We start from the raw sequence: 15,741 nt of genomic DNA, 5'->3' as shown, positions 1-15,741 counted from the left end.
CTTGCCTTACCTGTATGATATAGGAGACTGCTAAACTCCCAAGAAACCTGGGCTTAAAAGATTCTAAAGTAGATATTAACAAATTATTAAATACAAGGATTACACCGTAAACCGGTATCCGGCGCCCCAGACTGTCTCGATATATTGAGGGTTAGAAGGATCGATTTCTATCTTTTCCCGCAGCTTGCGAACATGAACCGTTACGGTTGCGATATCCCCGCTGGAATCCATCCCCCAAATTCGCTCAAACAGCTCGTTTTTGCTAAAGACGCGATTCGGATGACTTGCTAAAAATTCAAGCAGACTAAACTCGCGTGTCGTGAAAATGACTTCCTGATTACGGACATAAACTCTGTGGGCGACCTTATCGATGACCAGCCCGCGAATAGAAATCTCTGACTTTTGAACCGGCTCTTTTTTTCCCAGCAGCCGTTCGTATCTCGTCAGGTGAGCTTTGGCTCTTGCTACCAATTCACTCGGACTGAATGGCTTGGTAATATAATCGTCGGCACCGAGATTAAATGCGCGGATTTTATCAATTTCTTCCTTTTTGGCTGAGACGATCAGGATCGGAACCTCCTTGGTCTTTCGAATTTGACTGCACAAATCAAACCCGTTCATACCGGGAAGCTGCAAATCGACAATAATCAGGCTGTAGTCCCCATGCAGGGCGAGCTGCAAGCCTTCATCGCCTGTATGACATAAATCAACGAGAAATCCATTCAGCTCAAAATAGTCCCGCTCCAGCTGAGCGATGGTAGTCTCGTCCTCAATGATGAGGATGCGCGTCGCCATGGGAATCTGTCCCTCCTTGGTTGGTTGTCCGTTTTAGCGTAAAGAACAGGCTAGTTCCGATACCCTGCTCGCTCTTTACCCAGATCGAGCCTCCGTGTCCTTCGATGATTTGACTTGCGATGGAAAGTCCCAGTCCGCTGCCGCCCGTAGAAGAATTGCGAGACTGCTCCGCACGATAAAAGCGCTCGAAAATATGCGGAATGGCTTCCGAAGCGATGCCCATTCCATTGTCACTGATTTCGACTGTAACCCATTCCGGTGATTCTTGCACGGAGACACGGATGTTTTTTTCTTCTTTGTCCATAAAATTTTGGGCATTTCCTATGATATTCAGCACGGTTCGCTTTAATTTTTCCAGATCGGCAATGACTTCAATGCTTTGGCTTGCCCGATTCTCCCACTCTAGTGTAATGCCTTTTTCCTCCAGTACATAGTGGAGCTCATCAATACAATCATCGAGGAAACGCACGATATCTACATGCTCAAACTGGAATGGCACCTGCTTCAAGTCGAGCTTGGAATAAAGAAACAGCTCGTCTACCAGATTATCCAGATCAACGGCTTTGGAATAAATGATGTTGACGTACTTGTCCATTTTTTCTGGTGTGTCAGCGACCCCGTCACGAATTCCTTCGATGTAGCCTTTGATATTCGTGATGGGTGTGCGCAAGTCATGAGAGATGTTCGAGATGAGTTCTTTACGGTTTTCCTCGTCCTGCAAGCGGAGCTGTACCGATTCGTGCAATCTTTTGCGCATGTTCTCGAATGCTTCGTTTAATTGACCGATTTCGTCCTTGGAGTGCAGATCAAGCGAAAATTGCAGATTGCCTTCCTTGATGTGCTCAGCGGAATTGCGCAGCAAATCAAGCGGCTTGACGACACTTCGGGTGATCCAGCGGTATAACAGCACATTCGCGATCACGATGACCCCGATGAGAATGAAGACGAGGATCGGAAGCAGTCTGCGGGTGACTTCACCGAAAGGACTGCGTTCACGAATGACAAAGACACTGCCTTTTGCCCCATCGGAAAACCGGAAATCGAATTTGGCGTAGGCATAAAATCGTTCGCCGATGTTAAACGTATTGCGTATTTGATTGTTATTCAGATCGTAAGGGGGCAAATTCGCCTCCAATTCGGGCTGATTAAACGTATGGGATTCAAATACTTGATTGCTTTCACGACGGACATAAAGACCTGCCCGTTCTGTTTTCAGCTTGAAGTCATAGTCGAGCAATAGCTGCTGGTTTTGCAGCTCATCCGGTTCGTTTTTGGCGAGATACTTTAATTCAAGAAAGATGGATTCCTCTTGTTCAGTCAGCGGGTTGAGCTGATAGTGGACCTTATAGAAATCGCGAAAGCTGTGGATGTCTCCGGTAGCAGCAATCGTGAACAAGCTGGCGGTCAAAACAAATACCAGTAAGCTAATGACAAGCATGCCCGTGTAGGACAGCAGTAGTTTAATGCGGATGGACATACGCTCACCTCACTTCAAAAAGGGGAATAAGGATACCATAGTATGACATGTCCATTATATACAAGCAAAATCATCATCGACAAAAGAAAATCAGTTATACTGGGTGGTACGGAAAGCAGATGAATCAGGAATAGAAGGGAAGGGTGGAGGAGCCATGAAGGTAGCAATCGCACAGCTAACCGCTACGATGGATAAAGCAGTCAATTTGCAAAAAGCAGTAGAATATATTGCCAAAGCAAAAGCAGCAGGAGCTGATTTTGTCATTTTACCGGAAATGTACAGTGCGCCGGCGACACCGAAGTCAGGAGTCACGCCTGCGGAAGTAGCAGAACCAATGGACGGTCCGTTTGTTTCTGGCTTGGCGAAGGCAGCAAAGGTGCATGGCGTCTACGTTGTATGTGGTGTGTTTGAGAGCATCGAGGGCGACGAAAACCGCGCCTATAATACGACTGTTTTCCTCAATCGCGCGGGAGAGCTGATTCATGCCTACCGCAAGACACATCTGTATGATGCCTTTTCATACAAAGAGTCGGACTATATCGCCCAAGGAGATAATCCGTATCAAGTGGTGGACACCGAGTTTGGCAAAATCGGGCTGATGGTTTGCTATGAAGTCAGATTCCCGGAAATCGCGAGACAGTTTGCACTGCAAGGAGCGGACATTTTGTTCGTGCCGGCAGGCTGGGTAGCGGGTGCGATGAAGGAAGACCATTGGGAGACACTGGTCCGGGCGCGCGCAATCGAGAATACGATGTTTATTTGTGCGGCCGATCAGGTGGGCAACATTTTTACGGGACGCAGCATGATCGTTGACCCGATGGGTGTCGTTATGGCAAGCGCTGGAGAGGAAGAGGCATTGGTAGTAGCCGAGCTGGACCCGGAGCGTATCTTGCGGGTACGCGGCAAGCTGCCAAGTGTAGCGAATCGTCGTCCAGAGATGTACACGAATTAAACGGGGAAGTAGAAGCGTCTGTACCTCGCGTAAGAAACGGGGAGCAGGCGCTTTTTTTTGGTTGAAACAGGCAGGGGCACAGGCACACATTCACCCGATTTCAATATGATGATAGCAGATAAATATAATTCATTAAGGTCCTTATGAAAGCGTCACCATCATGCGAAGGGAAGTGTGTCCTTATGTTTTGGGTTGTATGGGCGATCGTAGGTGTAGTCGTTTGGTGGGCCATGAATATGCTGATGACAGGAAAAGCGGGTGGAACTGGCTGGTGGGCCTCGCTCATCGTCGCGCTTTTGGGCAGCTGGCTGGGCGATCTCATCCTGGGCAATTGGCTGTGGATGTGGGCAGGCTTCAACGTTCTTGCCGGGGCAATCGGCGCCATTGTGCTGACCTGGCTGTGGAATTTGATGAGCAAGCAATTGAAGTAAGCATATGAATATAGTAGTGGGACACCAGGGAGCGCCTTTTTGACGCACCCTGGTTTTTTATTGGGCTCTTTCTCGTACGAGTTTATTTTTATTCGCACCAATTTACTTGGTTTTGATTGCTGGAAAACACCCCAACCAGTTGGGAGACAAAAGGTTATTTTTATCCAGTTGCAGTTTTAATAAATTCGCACTTGACCAGTAGGGATTGTAGGTAATATAGTATGCTTATTCTCATATTCGAAGTTACTTCTTTTGTGAAACGGAGGGAAATCAAGTGTCGACATTATTGACGGTTGTTAACATTGTTGTATTACTTGCTATTATTATTGGATTGTACGCGATGCAGAAGAAACACATTTCGTTTTCCAAACGGGTGTTTGTCGGTCTAGGAGTCGGGATTTTGCTTGGTCTAGTCCTGCAATACATTTACGGAACCAAATCCGACGTCTTAAAAGCGACCATCGACTGGTACAATATCGTCGGAAAAGGGTACGTGAAGCTGCTACAAATGATCGTAATGCCATTGGTTTTCATTTCGATTGTCTCTGCGTTTACCAAAATGAAACTAACCAATAACATCGGAAAAATCAGCACGTTGATTATCGGATTGCTGGTGGGAACAACAGCAGTAGCTGCGGCGATTGGTATTGCTTCTACCTTGGCCTTTAATCTGGATGGAGCACAGTTCCAGCAGGGAGAGGCAGAAACAGCGCGTATTGGTCAGGTGGAGCAGCGTCTGGGTGATATCCAGAGCATGACCCTGCCACAAAAAGTGCTGGAGCTTCTGCCAGCGAATCCGTTCCTCGATTTGACAGGGGATCGCGCGACATCAACGATCGCCGTTGTTATTTTTGCAGCCTTTATCGGAATTGCGTATCTGGGGGTCAAAAAGAAAACACCAGAGCATGCTGAGCTGTTTGCCAAAATCGTAGATGCATTCCACGCAATTATCATGCGTGTGGTTACGATTATTTTGCGCCTGACTCCATACGGGGTACTCGCAATTATGACGAGAGTTGCCGCAACCAGTGATTACAATGCGATTTGGCAGCTGGGCAAATTTGTGGTTGCTTCGTATGTCGCACTCGCGATCATGTTTATTGTTCACTTGCTGCTCCTGGCTTTTGCAGGACTGAATCCGATTACGTACGTGAAAAAAGCATTCCCTGTACTTACCTTTGCGTTCACTTCTCGCACGAGTGCGGGTGCATTGCCGCTGAATGTCAAAACACAAACAAAAGATTTGGGCGTTCCTGAGGGAATTGCCAACTTTGCTGGCTCATTCGGTCTTTCGATTGGTCAAAATGGATGCGCAGGTACTTACCCAGCTATGCTTGCGGTAATGGTAGCACCACTCGCAGGGATCGATCCGCTGTCTCCTTCCTTTATTCTGACACTGATCGCAGTCGTCGCGCTCAGCTCGTTTGGGGTAGCGGGTGTGGGGGGAGGAGCAACCTTTGCAGCTCTGCTTGTACTGTCTACGATGAATCTGCCGATTGCAATCGTGGGCTTGCTGATTTCTGTAGAGCCATTGATTGATATGGGACGTACAGCGCTCAATGTGAGCGGAAGCATGACGGCTGGCGTTCTGACGAGCAAAGCAACAAAGGACCTTGATACTAATACGTTTAATGATGCAAAGCCGCAGTCTGTAACAGTTTAATCAAGCTTCACTAGAGACTAAATAAAGAACCCGGCTGCACTGTCGAGATGACAAGTGCAGCCGGGTTTTTCATACCGTTTATTTTGTTACAGACGTAAACTTGAAGTAAGCACCGCCAAGTGGGAAGATGATGAAATCCTTCACTTTGTCATTTTTCACATAAGGGCTTCCACGGAAGTTGATCGGAGCAAGCGGCATTTCATCCATCAGGATGGTTTCTGCATCCAGCAGGATTTGCTTGCGCTTGTCCAGATCTGGCTCGTGATAGCTCTGATCGATCAGCTCTTTGAATTTCGGATTTTCCCAGTCAGGATGGTTGTTTCCACCTGTCTTGTCGCGGAACATTTCCAGGAAGTTGATTGGATCGTTGAAGTCTGCGCCCCACTGGAATCGGATCATGTCAAAGTTCGCTTGCGATCTCATGTCGCGGTATACCTTTAGCTCTGCTGTATAGAGCTTCACATCAACACCCAGTGCTTTTTTCCATTGGTCTTGGAGTGCTTCTGCTACTTTTTTGTTCGTGTCGGTTGTATCAAAAGTGTACGTAACGCTTGGGAATGTAGTCAGACCCAGCTCCTTCATACCTTCTTGCAGCAATTGCTTCGCTTTTTCTTTATCCTCTTTAAAGTAACCGTCTTTGTTCAGCCCCATGGAGGTCGGTACCCATCCAAATGCGGCAGGAACACCTGTCTGCAAAATGTTGTCGATGAGCTCTTGACGATCGATTGCATAAGCAAAGGCTTGTCTGATCTTTTTGTTATTAAACGGCGGCTTGTTCGTATTGAACACGACAGATTGCGTACCAGGGTTGTCAGCTACCATCAGCTTGCCAGCGTCCTTGAGAGATTGGATCGCATCGGTCGGCAGCGTGGAGGCTGGATATCCGCCCCAGTCGATATCACCGTTTTCAAACATGGAGAACGCTGTATTGTTGTCTTCAATCATGACGATCTCAAGACGGTCCAGCTTGACGTTGTCTTTGTCCCAGTAATTCGGGTTTTTCGTGAAGATGATTTTGCTTTTATGCTCCCACGTATCCATGATGAACGGACCGTTACCGACGATGGTTTTCGCTTCGTTTGCCCATTTCGGGTTGCCTTCAACCGTTTTTTGGTGCAACGGGAAAAGGGTTGGGAAGAAGGTCAGCTCACGGAAAAACGGCGTAGGAGACTTCAGGTTGAATTCAACTGTATAGTCATCAAGGGCTTTCACGCCTACGTCTTCAGGCTTTCCTTTGCCTGTATTGTATTCCTCTCCGCCTTTAATGTAGTAAAGCTGATAGGCGTACTCGGACGCTGTTTTCGGATCGAGATTGCGTTTGATCGCATAGACGAAGTCGTGGGCGGTAACAGGATCGCCATTGCTCCATTTCGCGTCCTTGCGAATTTTAAACGTATAGGTGGTGTAGTCTGGAGAGTTGGTAAAGCTCTCAGCGGTCGCATTTGTCAGCTGTCCATTCAGATCGTAGTTAGTCAAGCCTTCAAAAGCAGCGTAAATCATGTCGAATGAGTCAGCGTCGACTGCGATTCCTGGGTCCATGGAAGGTGGTTCGCTATTGATACTCCAATGCAACACCATTGGTTCTGCCTTTGTACCTTCTGCTGGTGTTGTAGCGGGCTGGGATGTTTGACCCGCTGGTTGTGCAGGTGCTGGTTGAGAGCTGGAACAGCCAGTAATTACCCCGAACAGCAAGGTAAAACAGGTCGCCAGTGCAAGACCCTTTTTCATTGAAATCCCCCTAGAAAATAGTAAACACGTATATTCAGAATATTCGTTTACGTTTTTAAACGCAATTGAATTTTTAAATTTCTCGACAAAAAATTTCTTTATAAGCGAAATATGACGATTGATCTGAACATAAAATTGACAACAACAAGAGAGCTATGTAATATCCTAAGTAATTAAGTGTTTAACTACTTTTGCAGGTGATTGCATGGCAGATAGGATAGAAGCATTTGTAAAGCAGCAGCCTTTGCCCACACAAGCTTTTTTTGCCTTAGTGGATGCGACGGCAGAGCTTGTGGGCATCTCAGAAAAATATTGGCAGTCGAAAGGTATTAACGGTGCGCGCATTCGGATTTTGGTGGAAATCGCCAAGGAAGGCGGGCGGATTCTCCCCTCTCTGTTAGCTCAAAACATCGGGGTGACCAAAGCAAATATTAGTCTCTTGTTAACTCCTTTGGAGCAGGACGGCTTGATTAGTCGAGCCACTCATCCGGAAGACGGCAGAAAGAGCGTCATATCGCTTACAGCAGAGGGACAAAAGCTTTTATTCAAGCATCTTCCTGATAATCGTCAGGTAATTGCTGAGGCGCTAGAGGGCTTAACTGAGCAAGAGCTACATCAATTGCTATTTTTGCTTGGAAAAATAAAACGAAGAGAGGGATGATTTTTTTTGTGCATATAGTTAAGTGCTTAACTAAATAAATGCCAATTAGAAGGGGTGCAAGCATATGTCCATCACTGTTACAGGCGCTACTGGCAAATTAGGAGGTCTTATCGTCCAACAGCTTTTGGAAAAGGTCGAAGCCAGCAAAGTCACTCTCTGTGTGCGTGATCCGCAAAGGGCATGGTCACAAAAAGAGCAGGGGGTTGAGCTGCGCCTGATTGATTACGATCGCCCCGAATCGTTGCAAAACGCATTTGCTGATACCTCTAAGCTATTGTTCATCTCCAGTCCCCACATGGATGATACGGTTCGGATGAGGCAGCATAGTCACGTCATCGAAGCAGCAAAAAAGGCAAAAGTAGAGCAAATTATTTATACTAGCTTTGCCTTTCCCGAAAAAGGCGACATTTCATTGACCCATCTACATTTGGCGACAGAGCATGCGATTCGTACAACAGGGATTGCCTATACGTTTCTGCGAAATGCTCTCTATACTGATTTTATCGCTCAGCTTCGTTTGGAGCAGGCTATTCGGACTGGGGAATTAATCACGTACCCTGGGGTAGACAGCTTCAATAGCGTGACTCGCCAAGACCTGGCTTTGGCAGCAGTGAGTGTCGTCACGAATCGTGGTCACGAGAATCAAACCTATGAGCTAACGGCATCGCGCCCTTGGTATTTTGCTGATCTTGTTCAGGCTTTGAGTGAGATCACGGGCGTAGCGGTTACTCATCGTGAGGACCCCAGCTCGGATAACTGGCTATACCGATTTTTGAGCCGGATCGATACGACAAGCACGACGGGAGATTTGGAGGGCCTCATCGGCAAGCCAGCTACACCGCTTCGCGAAGCAGTCCAGCAAATCCTGGCTGACAGAACAGACTAGCGGCCAAGTATGATCGTAAATGGCAGGGAGTAGCAAATGAACTGGATTAGGCCGCTGATTCCGTATAATATAAATGTAGCAAGTGTGTCTATCAAAACAGGTAGGAGTTAATATACGCATGTATAGAATTGGTGTTGTGGGACCGCCCCCTTCTGTTGAGCGGATATTGGCGATTGCCAATGAGTTTGAGCATGAAATCGAATTTGTCCCATTCACGTATGAGGATGCAAGAGAAGTGAGTCAGATTGTCCAAGAGCATAATGCCGAATGCAACGGCTGGTTTTGTTCAGGACCGATCCCGTATACGATTGCCAAAAATGCTGTAGGACCAGATGCCAATATTGTGTATTGCCCGCCGACTGGCTCGAATTTGTACCGCTGCTTCATCCAGATGTCGATTGATCATAATCAAGTGGTGAAAAGTGTCTCTGTTGATATGATTGATACAGAAGGCCCCAATTTGCGCGAAGCCATGAGTGAGCTGGATCTCACAGATGAAAAAATGTACTTGCATACGTACGACGAAAATTACGATCCCGAGGTCATAACCGACTACCATCTTTCTCTTTGGAAGGAAGGCAAGACTCAGGGAGCATTTACGACGCTGTCTTCTGTCGAGCGCTCGCTGAGGGAGGAAGGAATTCCTGTTTACCGCGTCTTGATTACCAAGATGGAAATCAGGCAAGCGATGAAAATCGTCATCGAGAGAGCGAGAAGCACGTATTTCAAGGACACACAGATCGGTGTTGAATTTATCGAGCTGGAGCAGTTCGACAAAATTCCAGAGCGCTCGCAAACCCGTTATCATCTACAGCAGCTGGAGCTGAAAATCAGGCAGATTCTGCTGCAGCTCTGTGAAAGACTGGATGGCTCGCTTATGGCAAACGGGAATGGACGCTACCAGATTTTCAGTACGCGCGGAGCGATTCAGCGCGAAATTGATATGCTGCGCCATAATGTAGCACAGCTGTCATTGGAAGCTGACGTCCCCGTTGCGGTAGGGGTCGGGTTTGGCGAGACCGCCTTTTCTGCTGAAAACAATGCGAGAAAAGCGATCCAGCACGCAAAGGAAAGACCGGAGTTCGGGATTGTCATTGTGCAAGATGACGGTGTCATGATCGAGTCGGTAGGAGAGAGCGAGCAGTTGACGTATTCGTATCGCTCCAGTGACCGCGAGCTGCTGGATTTGCTTAACCAAGCCAATATTAGCGTCAAAACCTACCACAAGATCAAGGCACTCGTGCAGCGCATGGGCTGGAGTACATTTACTACTACAGATATTGCCTCGTATTTGTCCATGACCGTTCGCAATGCCCAGCGCATCTTAGGCAGCCTCTGCGAATACGGCCTCGCTGAGCTAAAAGGCGAAGAACAGCAAGCTGTACGCGGCAGACCGAAGAAAATGTACGCTTTGAAAAAATGAACACCGTATAAATATAACGCAGTAAAGCGAAGCACCCGATGATGTCGGGTGTTTTTTATGGTGGAATGACAGAAAAAGGGGAAACTATAATCAATTTTTATGAGCGACAAGCTTAATAAAAATGCAGGAGTATCAAGGTTTCATGCGACTTGGACTAAAAATGGAAGCTTTTTTATTTTGCAAGAAGTCAAACAACTCTATTGAAAAAATGTTAATCTAGCTATATAATTCACTTAAACGAAATTGTCTTTTTGTATTCGCTAAATTGAGAGCTTGGACCGAATATAACGAAAGGAGTATTCATTTCATCACGAAGCAACATCTCGGTTTTGAATGATTGGTGAACGTTGAAGTTAAATTGAAAGGGCTTTCACTTTAATGCCAACAACCAGACTGATCACTCATTCAGAACGCCTTTGTTTCGATCCTGAAACATTCGGAATGATGATTATAACGTAAAAAGATACGGCCTAAGGGGGATGCCAGGTGAGTACACGTCAAACAAACACAGACCATTATGAGCAAGCGTCACAAGGAATGGGCTTGGTAAAGTGGGTCGAGCGGGTCGGGAACAAACTGCCGAATCCGTTCATGCTCTTCCTTTATCTGATCGCGGCTCTAATGATTATCACTGCTATATTGTCTATTTTTCATGTAACGGCAATCGATCCGATTAAAAACGAAGAGATTCAAGTGAAGAACCTGCTTAGTCAGGAAGGTCTGCAATGGCTTTTGCCCAACATCATCAAGAACTTCTCAGGATTCTTGCCTTTGGGCTCAATCTTGACTTTGATGCTTGGTGTAGGGCTGGCTGAAAAGGTTGGACTTTTGGAAGCGGTTATTCGCAAAATGTCTCTGCGTGTAAGTGCGCGTTACGCCAGCTACCTGGTAGCATTTATCGCGTTTTTCAGCCACGTATCCTCTGATGCGGCTTTTGTAATCATGCCGCCACTCGGAGCCTTGATCTTTTTGGCAGTCGGACGTCACCCGGTTGCTGGTTTGCTGGCTGCGATCGCTGGTGTTGGTTCCGGTTTTTCCGCCAACATCCTGATTGTAACGACAGATGTACTGCTTTCCGGTATCAGCTCGGAAATCTCCAAGTCGGTTGACCCGAATGTTACTGTAAGCGTTCTCGACAACTGGTTCTTTATGTCCGCATCTGTTTTGCTTTTGTCCGCTGTCATCGGTTTTATTACTGACAAGTTCGTAGAACCGAAGCTGGGTGTCTACAAAGGTGATAACGGCAAGAAGCTTGAAGATTTAAGCGATACGCAAAAGAAGGGCCTGCGTGCAGCAGGTATTGCAGCACTTGTTTTCATCGCAGTTCTGGCTGCTTTGGTTGTACCTGCGAACGGTATCCTGCGTGATCCTAAGCTGGGCACTATCGTACCGTCGCCATTCATTTCTGGTATCGTGCCTGTCATCCTGATCTTCTTCTTTACCGTGGCGATTACGTACGGGATCAAGGTAGGGGTGATCAAAAAGCAAAATGACATTCCAGCGCTGTTGACTGATCCGATCAAAGGTATGGCTGGCTTTATCGTGATGATCTTCCCGCTTTCTCAATTTGTAGCGATGTTTAACTGGAGCAACATGGGAAGCTTCCTCGCGCTGTCCATTACAGATGTGCTGGAACAAATGAATATGACTGGCGCACCCGTCTTTATCGGCTTGATGTTCCTGTCTGCGTTTCTCTGTATGTTTATTGCCAGCGGCTCTGCAATCTGGTCGCTCCTGGCACCTGTATTTGTTCCGATGTTCATGGCACTTGGCTTCCACCCGGCATTTGCGCAAGTCGCATTCCGCGTCGCTGACTCGTCCGTGATTCCGTTTGCGATTGTCTCGCCATTTATCCCGTTGTTCCTGAACTTTTTGCAGGAATATAAAAAGGATGCCAAGCTGGGTACGTACTATTCATTGATTTTGCCGTATCCGATTGCGATCTTCGTGCTTTGGACACTGTTACTTGTGGTATGGTATTTCTTGGGCTTACCAATTGGTCCTGGAGTATATCCAGTTTTGAAATAGTGATTGCTCCAGAGATAACAGGAGGACTTAATGATGTTGGATCTGGTTACGCTGCGAAGAGATTTTCATATGCATCCTGAAGTGGGTTTTACGGAGTTTCGTACGGCTACTAAGGTAGTTGAAATATTGACTTCACTCGGATTTGACGTAATTTATGGGCAAGATGCTATGGATGGCGACTCCCGTCGGGGGTTGCCTTCCGAGGCGGTATTGGAAGCTGCCTACGAGCGTGCGGTGCGCGATGGCGCTAACCCAGCGATTGTAGAAAAAATGCGCGGCGGATACACAGCCGTTATCGGTGTGAAAAAAGGAAAGTCTGCGGGACCTACTGTTGCTTTCCGTTTTGACATGGATGCCTTGCCAGTCCTAGAAAGCAAGGATGGGGACCATTTTCCACAAGCGAATGGCTTCTGCTCTCACTACGAGGGAAACATGCACGCATGTGCGCATGACGGTCATACCACGATTGGTTTGGGACTGGCAGAAAAACTGGCAGATGGAGATTTTTCCGGAACAGTAAAGCTGATTTTTCAACCGGCTGAAGAGGGTGTACGCGGGGCGTATTCGATCGTGCAAAAAGGGATCGTCGATGACGTGGACTACATTTTCTGCCACCATCTAGGTGTCGGTGTACCACTCGGTGAAATACATGGCGGCTCTCACGGCTTCTTGGCAACAACCAAAATGCTGGCGCATTTCCACGGTGTTTCCTCCCATGCCGGTGCATCGCCTGAGCAAGGGAAAAACGCATTACTCGGAGCAGCAACTGCTTTATTGAACATTCATGCGATTCCACGTTTTAGCACTGGTTCCACTCGAATCAACGTAGGGGTACTGGAGGGCGGTACTGCAGCCAACATCATTCCTGCATACGCTAAAATGGTGGTGGAAACCCGCTCCGTATCAGAAGTGGTCAATGCAGAGCTGGAGCAGCGTGTACGCAAGATTATCGCGCACAGTGCCGCAATGCATGAGCTGGAGCATGAGATCGAGGTAGTCGGCGGAGCTATTCCGATCAACTACGATGTCGATATGGCTGAGCTTGCTCTCGAAGAAGCGAAGCAAGTGGAGGGCTTTACGTCCTTTGTGAACGGTGCGTACAACGCGATGGGAAGCGAAGACGCGAGCTTTTTGATCAAACGCGTGCAGGATCGCGGCGGAAAAGGAACCTATATGTCTATCGGTACTGATATTCCGGCGCCTCACCATCATCCGAAATTTGATATTCAAGAGGAAATTCTTCCGCGCAGCGTTGAGCTTTTGAATCGCATTGCAAGACGGCTTCTGACTTAGGGAAACCCCTTCTATTGGTCAAACTCCAATCTGCCAAACAACGACATAGAGAGGATGTTTCTTCATGCATACCAAACAGATTGCAGAAATGATTGAGAACAAACGAGATTCGTTTATCAAAGTGAGCGACCGTATCTGGGAATTCGCGGAGACGCGTTTCGAAGAGTACCAATCGGCTGAATTGCTCGCCGGGACATTGGAAAGCGAAGGCTTCCAGGTTGAGAGAGGTGTAGGCGGTATCCAAACGGCCTTCATCGGGAGCTTTGGTAGTGGAAGTCCGGTAGTGGCGATTTTGGGTGAGTTCGATGCTCTCTCCGGAATGAGCCAGAAAAAAGGACAAGCAAAAGAAGAACCATTGGTGCCAGGGGCAAATGGACACGGATGTGGCCACAACCTGCTCGGTACCGCTTCTCTGGCGGCAGCAGTTGCAGTGAAGCAATATATGGAAGAGAATAACATGTCGGGTACTGTTCGCTATTACGGATGCCCGGGTGAAGAAGGCGGCTCTGGCAAAACGTTTATGGCGAGAGCAGGTCTGTTTGACGACGTAGATTTCGCGCTTTGCTGGCATCCGATGGGCTACAACAGCATCATGGCGGTCGAATCGCTCGCGAACTACCAAGTATACTTCAAGTTCAGAGGCAAAAGTGCCCATGCCGCAGCAAGTCCGCACTTGGGTCGCAGCGCACTGGATGCAGTCGAGCTGATGAATGTTGGGGTCAACTACCTGCGTGAGCATATCATTACCGATGCCCGTGTGCACTATGCCATCACAAACTCCGGCGGCTTGTCTCCAAACGTCGTGCAGTCGTATGCAGAGGTACTCTACCTGGTACGTGCGCCGAAGGTCGATCAAGTACAGGAAATCTACGAGCGCGTATGCAAAATTGCCAAAGGTGCCGCGCTCATGACCGAAACCGAGGTAGAGATTGTATTCGACAAAGCTTGCTCCAATGTGGTGCAAAATGAAACGATCGAACAAGTGATGTATAAAAACTTCCAGGAGCTGGGCGTTCCTGTACATGACGAGGAAGAGCTGAAACTCGCCAAAGCCGTACGTGAGACATTGACCTTACAAGAGAGACAAACAGCAGAAAGACTGTCTGCGGATACACCTGATCCTGACATGGTTTCCTGGATCAATCCGTACACAGGTGCTACAATCCCGCTCAATGGTTCTACTGATGTAGGGGATGTCAGCTGGATTACACCGACAGCACAATGTACGACTGCTTGCTTCATCAATGGATCTACCTTGCACTCCTGGCAATGGGTTACACTTGGTGCCACTTCCATGGCGCACAAAGGAATGCTCCATGCAGGGAAAGTCATGGCTTCCACAGCAGTTGACATGCTGAAAAACCCAGAGCTGATCGAAAAAGCGAAAGCTGAGTTGAAACAACGTCTGGGTAAAACCACCTATGTAAACCCAATTCCTGAGGGTGTCATGCCTTCTGTGAAAAAATAACAAAGAAATAAAAAAAGCCGACAGTTCCGAATCGTGGAATTGTCGGCTTTTATTTGAATTCGTAAGCTAACAACCAAGCTCAGCTAACATTCGAACGGTATACATTCTTTATGAACGCCCCGCCAGCTCTTTCGCCAAAGCAACCATCTGCTTCTGAACATTCTCATCAGGCTTGTTGCCGTTGATATGATAGCCAATGTGATAAAGAATGCCGTCTTCATAAAAATCGATTTCATTTGCTGCTGTCGTTACCAGATGAGCGACACGGTTTTCTTCGTTATAGTCGTAATAGCTGTACGTATAGGAGCTGTTTGTCTGGATGATATGATGAATCATAGGCACGTCCTCACGCAGCTGCTCGACTTTGGCAATATTGCCGAAAGTATCTAACGTCTCCGAAGACGGAGCAAGCGGTGGTAGTGGGTTTTCTTCCGTCTGCGTCATGCGGATCACGAAAAAGTTGTTGTCATCCTGGTCCTGTTTGTACAACAATTGCAATTGATGGTGTGGCTCTTGATCAGAGCCATAGGCAAAAGCAACCAGATTTGCTGCTTCCCTGTCTACAGAAAAAGGGAGCTTGCTCTTGTCGATCGTGTGAAAGCGCTTGGCCAATGCTTCCGGTAAAAGCGGTTTAATTTCCTGAAAAGCCATCGGGCGATAATGAACCACTTCTTTTACTTCGCGAGAAAGCTGATGATATTCACTTTGGGCAAAGCCAGATCCACTTGTTTTTACAAGCGCTGGCGCCCCGGAGCAGCCCCAGAGCGATATGAAGATACCGATCAATAACAGCATCGGCAGTACGATTTTACTTGGTTTCACTGTCAGTCACCCTCCTAAACTAGGACATTTTCCCATTGTATAGCACGAATGATCAAAAAAACAATCTCGATCTCCTACATAATGAAGAAAAATATATCAGGAAAAGGAAGCGAT

The 15,741-nt window shown here is 47.4% G+C and carries 13 protein-coding genes; 9 read left to right on the top strand and 4 right to left on the bottom strand.

The window, feature by feature from the left end:
- Nucleotides 1–99: 99 nt before the first annotated feature.
- Nucleotides 100–795 (bottom strand): response regulator transcription factor, encoded by a 696-nt coding sequence (locus tag SB752_RS19520; RefSeq protein ID WP_410717238.1) that lies wholly within the window; start codon nt 793–795, stop codon nt 100–102.
- Nucleotides 770–2,272, bottom strand: a complete 1,503-nt coding sequence (locus SB752_RS19515; protein ID WP_410717237.1) for a sensor histidine kinase — start codon at nt 2,270–2,272, stop codon at nt 770–772. The genes SB752_RS19520 and SB752_RS19515 overlap by 26 nt, the downstream gene beginning before the upstream one ends.
- 154 nt (nt 2,273–2,426) lie before the next feature.
- Between SB752_RS19515 and SB752_RS19510 the strand changes: the two genes are divergently transcribed.
- The 3 genes from SB752_RS19510 (at nt 2,427) to SB752_RS19500 (ending at nt 5,318) form a co-directional block, all read left to right on the top strand.
- Complete coding sequence (locus tag SB752_RS19510) at nt 2,427–3,224, top strand: carbon-nitrogen hydrolase family protein (RefSeq protein WP_410717236.1); 798 nt, start codon at nt 2,427–2,429, stop codon at nt 3,222–3,224.
- A 182-nt stretch (nt 3,225–3,406) separates the two neighbouring features.
- The gene (locus SB752_RS19505) at nt 3,407–3,655 is read left to right on the top strand and encodes a hypothetical protein (RefSeq protein WP_103107881.1); all 249 of its coding nucleotides are present in this window, start codon (nt 3,407–3,409) and stop codon (nt 3,653–3,655) included.
- 274 nt (nt 3,656–3,929) lie between these two features.
- Nucleotides 3,930–5,318: an L-cystine transporter gene (locus tag SB752_RS19500; RefSeq protein ID WP_410717235.1), complete on the top strand. Its 1,389-nt coding sequence runs from the start codon at nt 3,930–3,932 to the stop codon at nt 5,316–5,318.
- 78 nt (nt 5,319–5,396) lie between these two features.
- On the opposite strand, the gene SB752_RS19495 is transcribed toward SB752_RS19500, so the two are convergent.
- Complete coding sequence (locus tag SB752_RS19495; RefSeq protein ID WP_410717234.1) at nt 5,397–7,046, bottom strand: peptide ABC transporter substrate-binding protein; 1,650 nt, start codon at nt 7,044–7,046, stop codon at nt 5,397–5,399.
- Between the two features lie 205 nt (nt 7,047–7,251).
- Here SB752_RS19495 and SB752_RS19490 point away from each other — a divergent pair, with 205 nt between their 5' ends.
- The 6 genes from SB752_RS19490 to SB752_RS19465 all read left to right on the top strand — a co-directional run bounded on the left by SB752_RS19490 (nt 7,252) and on the right by SB752_RS19465 (nt 14,805).
- The gene (locus SB752_RS19490) at nt 7,252–7,707 is read left to right on the top strand and encodes a MarR family winged helix-turn-helix transcriptional regulator (RefSeq protein WP_410717233.1); all 456 of its coding nucleotides are present in this window, start codon (nt 7,252–7,254) and stop codon (nt 7,705–7,707) included.
- Between the two features lie 64 nt (nt 7,708–7,771).
- Nucleotides 7,772–8,593 carry an NAD(P)H-binding protein gene (locus SB752_RS19485; RefSeq protein WP_410717232.1) on the top strand — a complete coding sequence of 274 codons (822 nt, stop codon included), beginning with the start codon at nt 7,772–7,774 and terminating at the stop codon, nt 8,591–8,593.
- 118 nt (nt 8,594–8,711) lie between these two features.
- A complete protein-coding gene (locus SB752_RS19480; protein WP_410717231.1) occupies nt 8,712–10,016 on the top strand; it encodes an FNR family transcription factor in 1,305 nt (434 codons plus the stop codon).
- Nucleotides 10,017–10,553: 537 nt separating this feature from the next.
- On the top strand, nt 10,554–12,044 hold the full coding sequence (locus tag SB752_RS19475; protein ID WP_410717358.1) for an AbgT family transporter: 1,491 nt from the start codon (nt 10,554–10,556) through the stop codon (nt 12,042–12,044).
- A 33-nt stretch (nt 12,045–12,077) separates the two neighbouring features.
- Nucleotides 12,078–13,337: an amidohydrolase gene (locus SB752_RS19470; protein WP_410717357.1), complete on the top strand. Its 1,260-nt coding sequence runs from the start codon at nt 12,078–12,080 to the stop codon at nt 13,335–13,337.
- Nucleotides 13,338–13,401: 64 nt separating this feature from the next.
- Complete coding sequence (locus SB752_RS19465; protein WP_410717230.1) at nt 13,402–14,805, top strand: M20 family metallopeptidase; 1,404 nt, start codon at nt 13,402–13,404, stop codon at nt 14,803–14,805.
- Nucleotides 14,806–14,913: 108 nt separating this feature from the next.
- Here the strand turns inward: SB752_RS19465 and SB752_RS19460 are convergent, their stop codons facing one another.
- Complete coding sequence (locus SB752_RS19460; protein ID WP_410717229.1) at nt 14,914–15,627, bottom strand: hypothetical protein; 714 nt, start codon at nt 15,625–15,627, stop codon at nt 14,914–14,916.
- Nucleotides 15,628–15,741 lie beyond the last annotated feature (114 nt).

The sequence above is a fragment of the Brevibacillus sp. SIMBA_040 genome (assembly GCF_046535075.1).
Lineage (GTDB): Bacteria > Bacillota > Bacilli > Brevibacillales > Brevibacillaceae > Brevibacillus.
Note: the sequence above shows the minus strand (reverse complement) of the source record. Positions and strands in the feature narration are given on the sequence as shown.

Excerpts from the sequence above, each read along its gene's own strand:
- SB752_RS19495 (WP_410717234.1), bottom strand. The coding sequence starts at position 7,046 with ATGAAAAAGGGTCTTGCACTGGCGACCTGTTTTACCTTGCTGTTCGGG.
- SB752_RS19475 (WP_410717358.1), top strand. The coding sequence starts at position 10,554 with ATGGGCTTGGTAAAGTGGGTCGAGCGGGTCGGGAACAAACTGCCGAAT.
- SB752_RS19515 (WP_410717237.1), bottom strand. The coding sequence starts at position 2,272 with ATGTCCATCCGCATTAAACTACTGCTGTCCTACACGGGCATGCTTGTC.
- SB752_RS19505 (WP_103107881.1), top strand. The coding sequence starts at position 3,407 with ATGTTTTGGGTTGTATGGGCGATCGTAGGTGTAGTCGTTTGGTGGGCC.
- SB752_RS19480 (WP_410717231.1), top strand. The coding sequence starts at position 8,712 with ATGTATAGAATTGGTGTTGTGGGACCGCCCCCTTCTGTTGAGCGGATA.
- SB752_RS19510 (WP_410717236.1), top strand. The coding sequence starts at position 2,427 with ATGAAGGTAGCAATCGCACAGCTAACCGCTACGATGGATAAAGCAGTC.
- SB752_RS19465 (WP_410717230.1), top strand. The coding sequence starts at position 13,402 with ATGCATACCAAACAGATTGCAGAAATGATTGAGAACAAACGAGATTCG.
- SB752_RS19490 (WP_410717233.1), top strand. The coding sequence starts at position 7,252 with ATGGCAGATAGGATAGAAGCATTTGTAAAGCAGCAGCCTTTGCCCACA.
- SB752_RS19485 (WP_410717232.1), top strand. The coding sequence starts at position 7,772 with ATGTCCATCACTGTTACAGGCGCTACTGGCAAATTAGGAGGTCTTATC.
- SB752_RS19470 (WP_410717357.1), top strand. The coding sequence starts at position 12,078 with ATGTTGGATCTGGTTACGCTGCGAAGAGATTTTCATATGCATCCTGAA.
- SB752_RS19520 (WP_410717238.1), bottom strand. The coding sequence starts at position 795 with ATGGCGACGCGCATCCTCATCATTGAGGACGAGACTACCATCGCTCAG.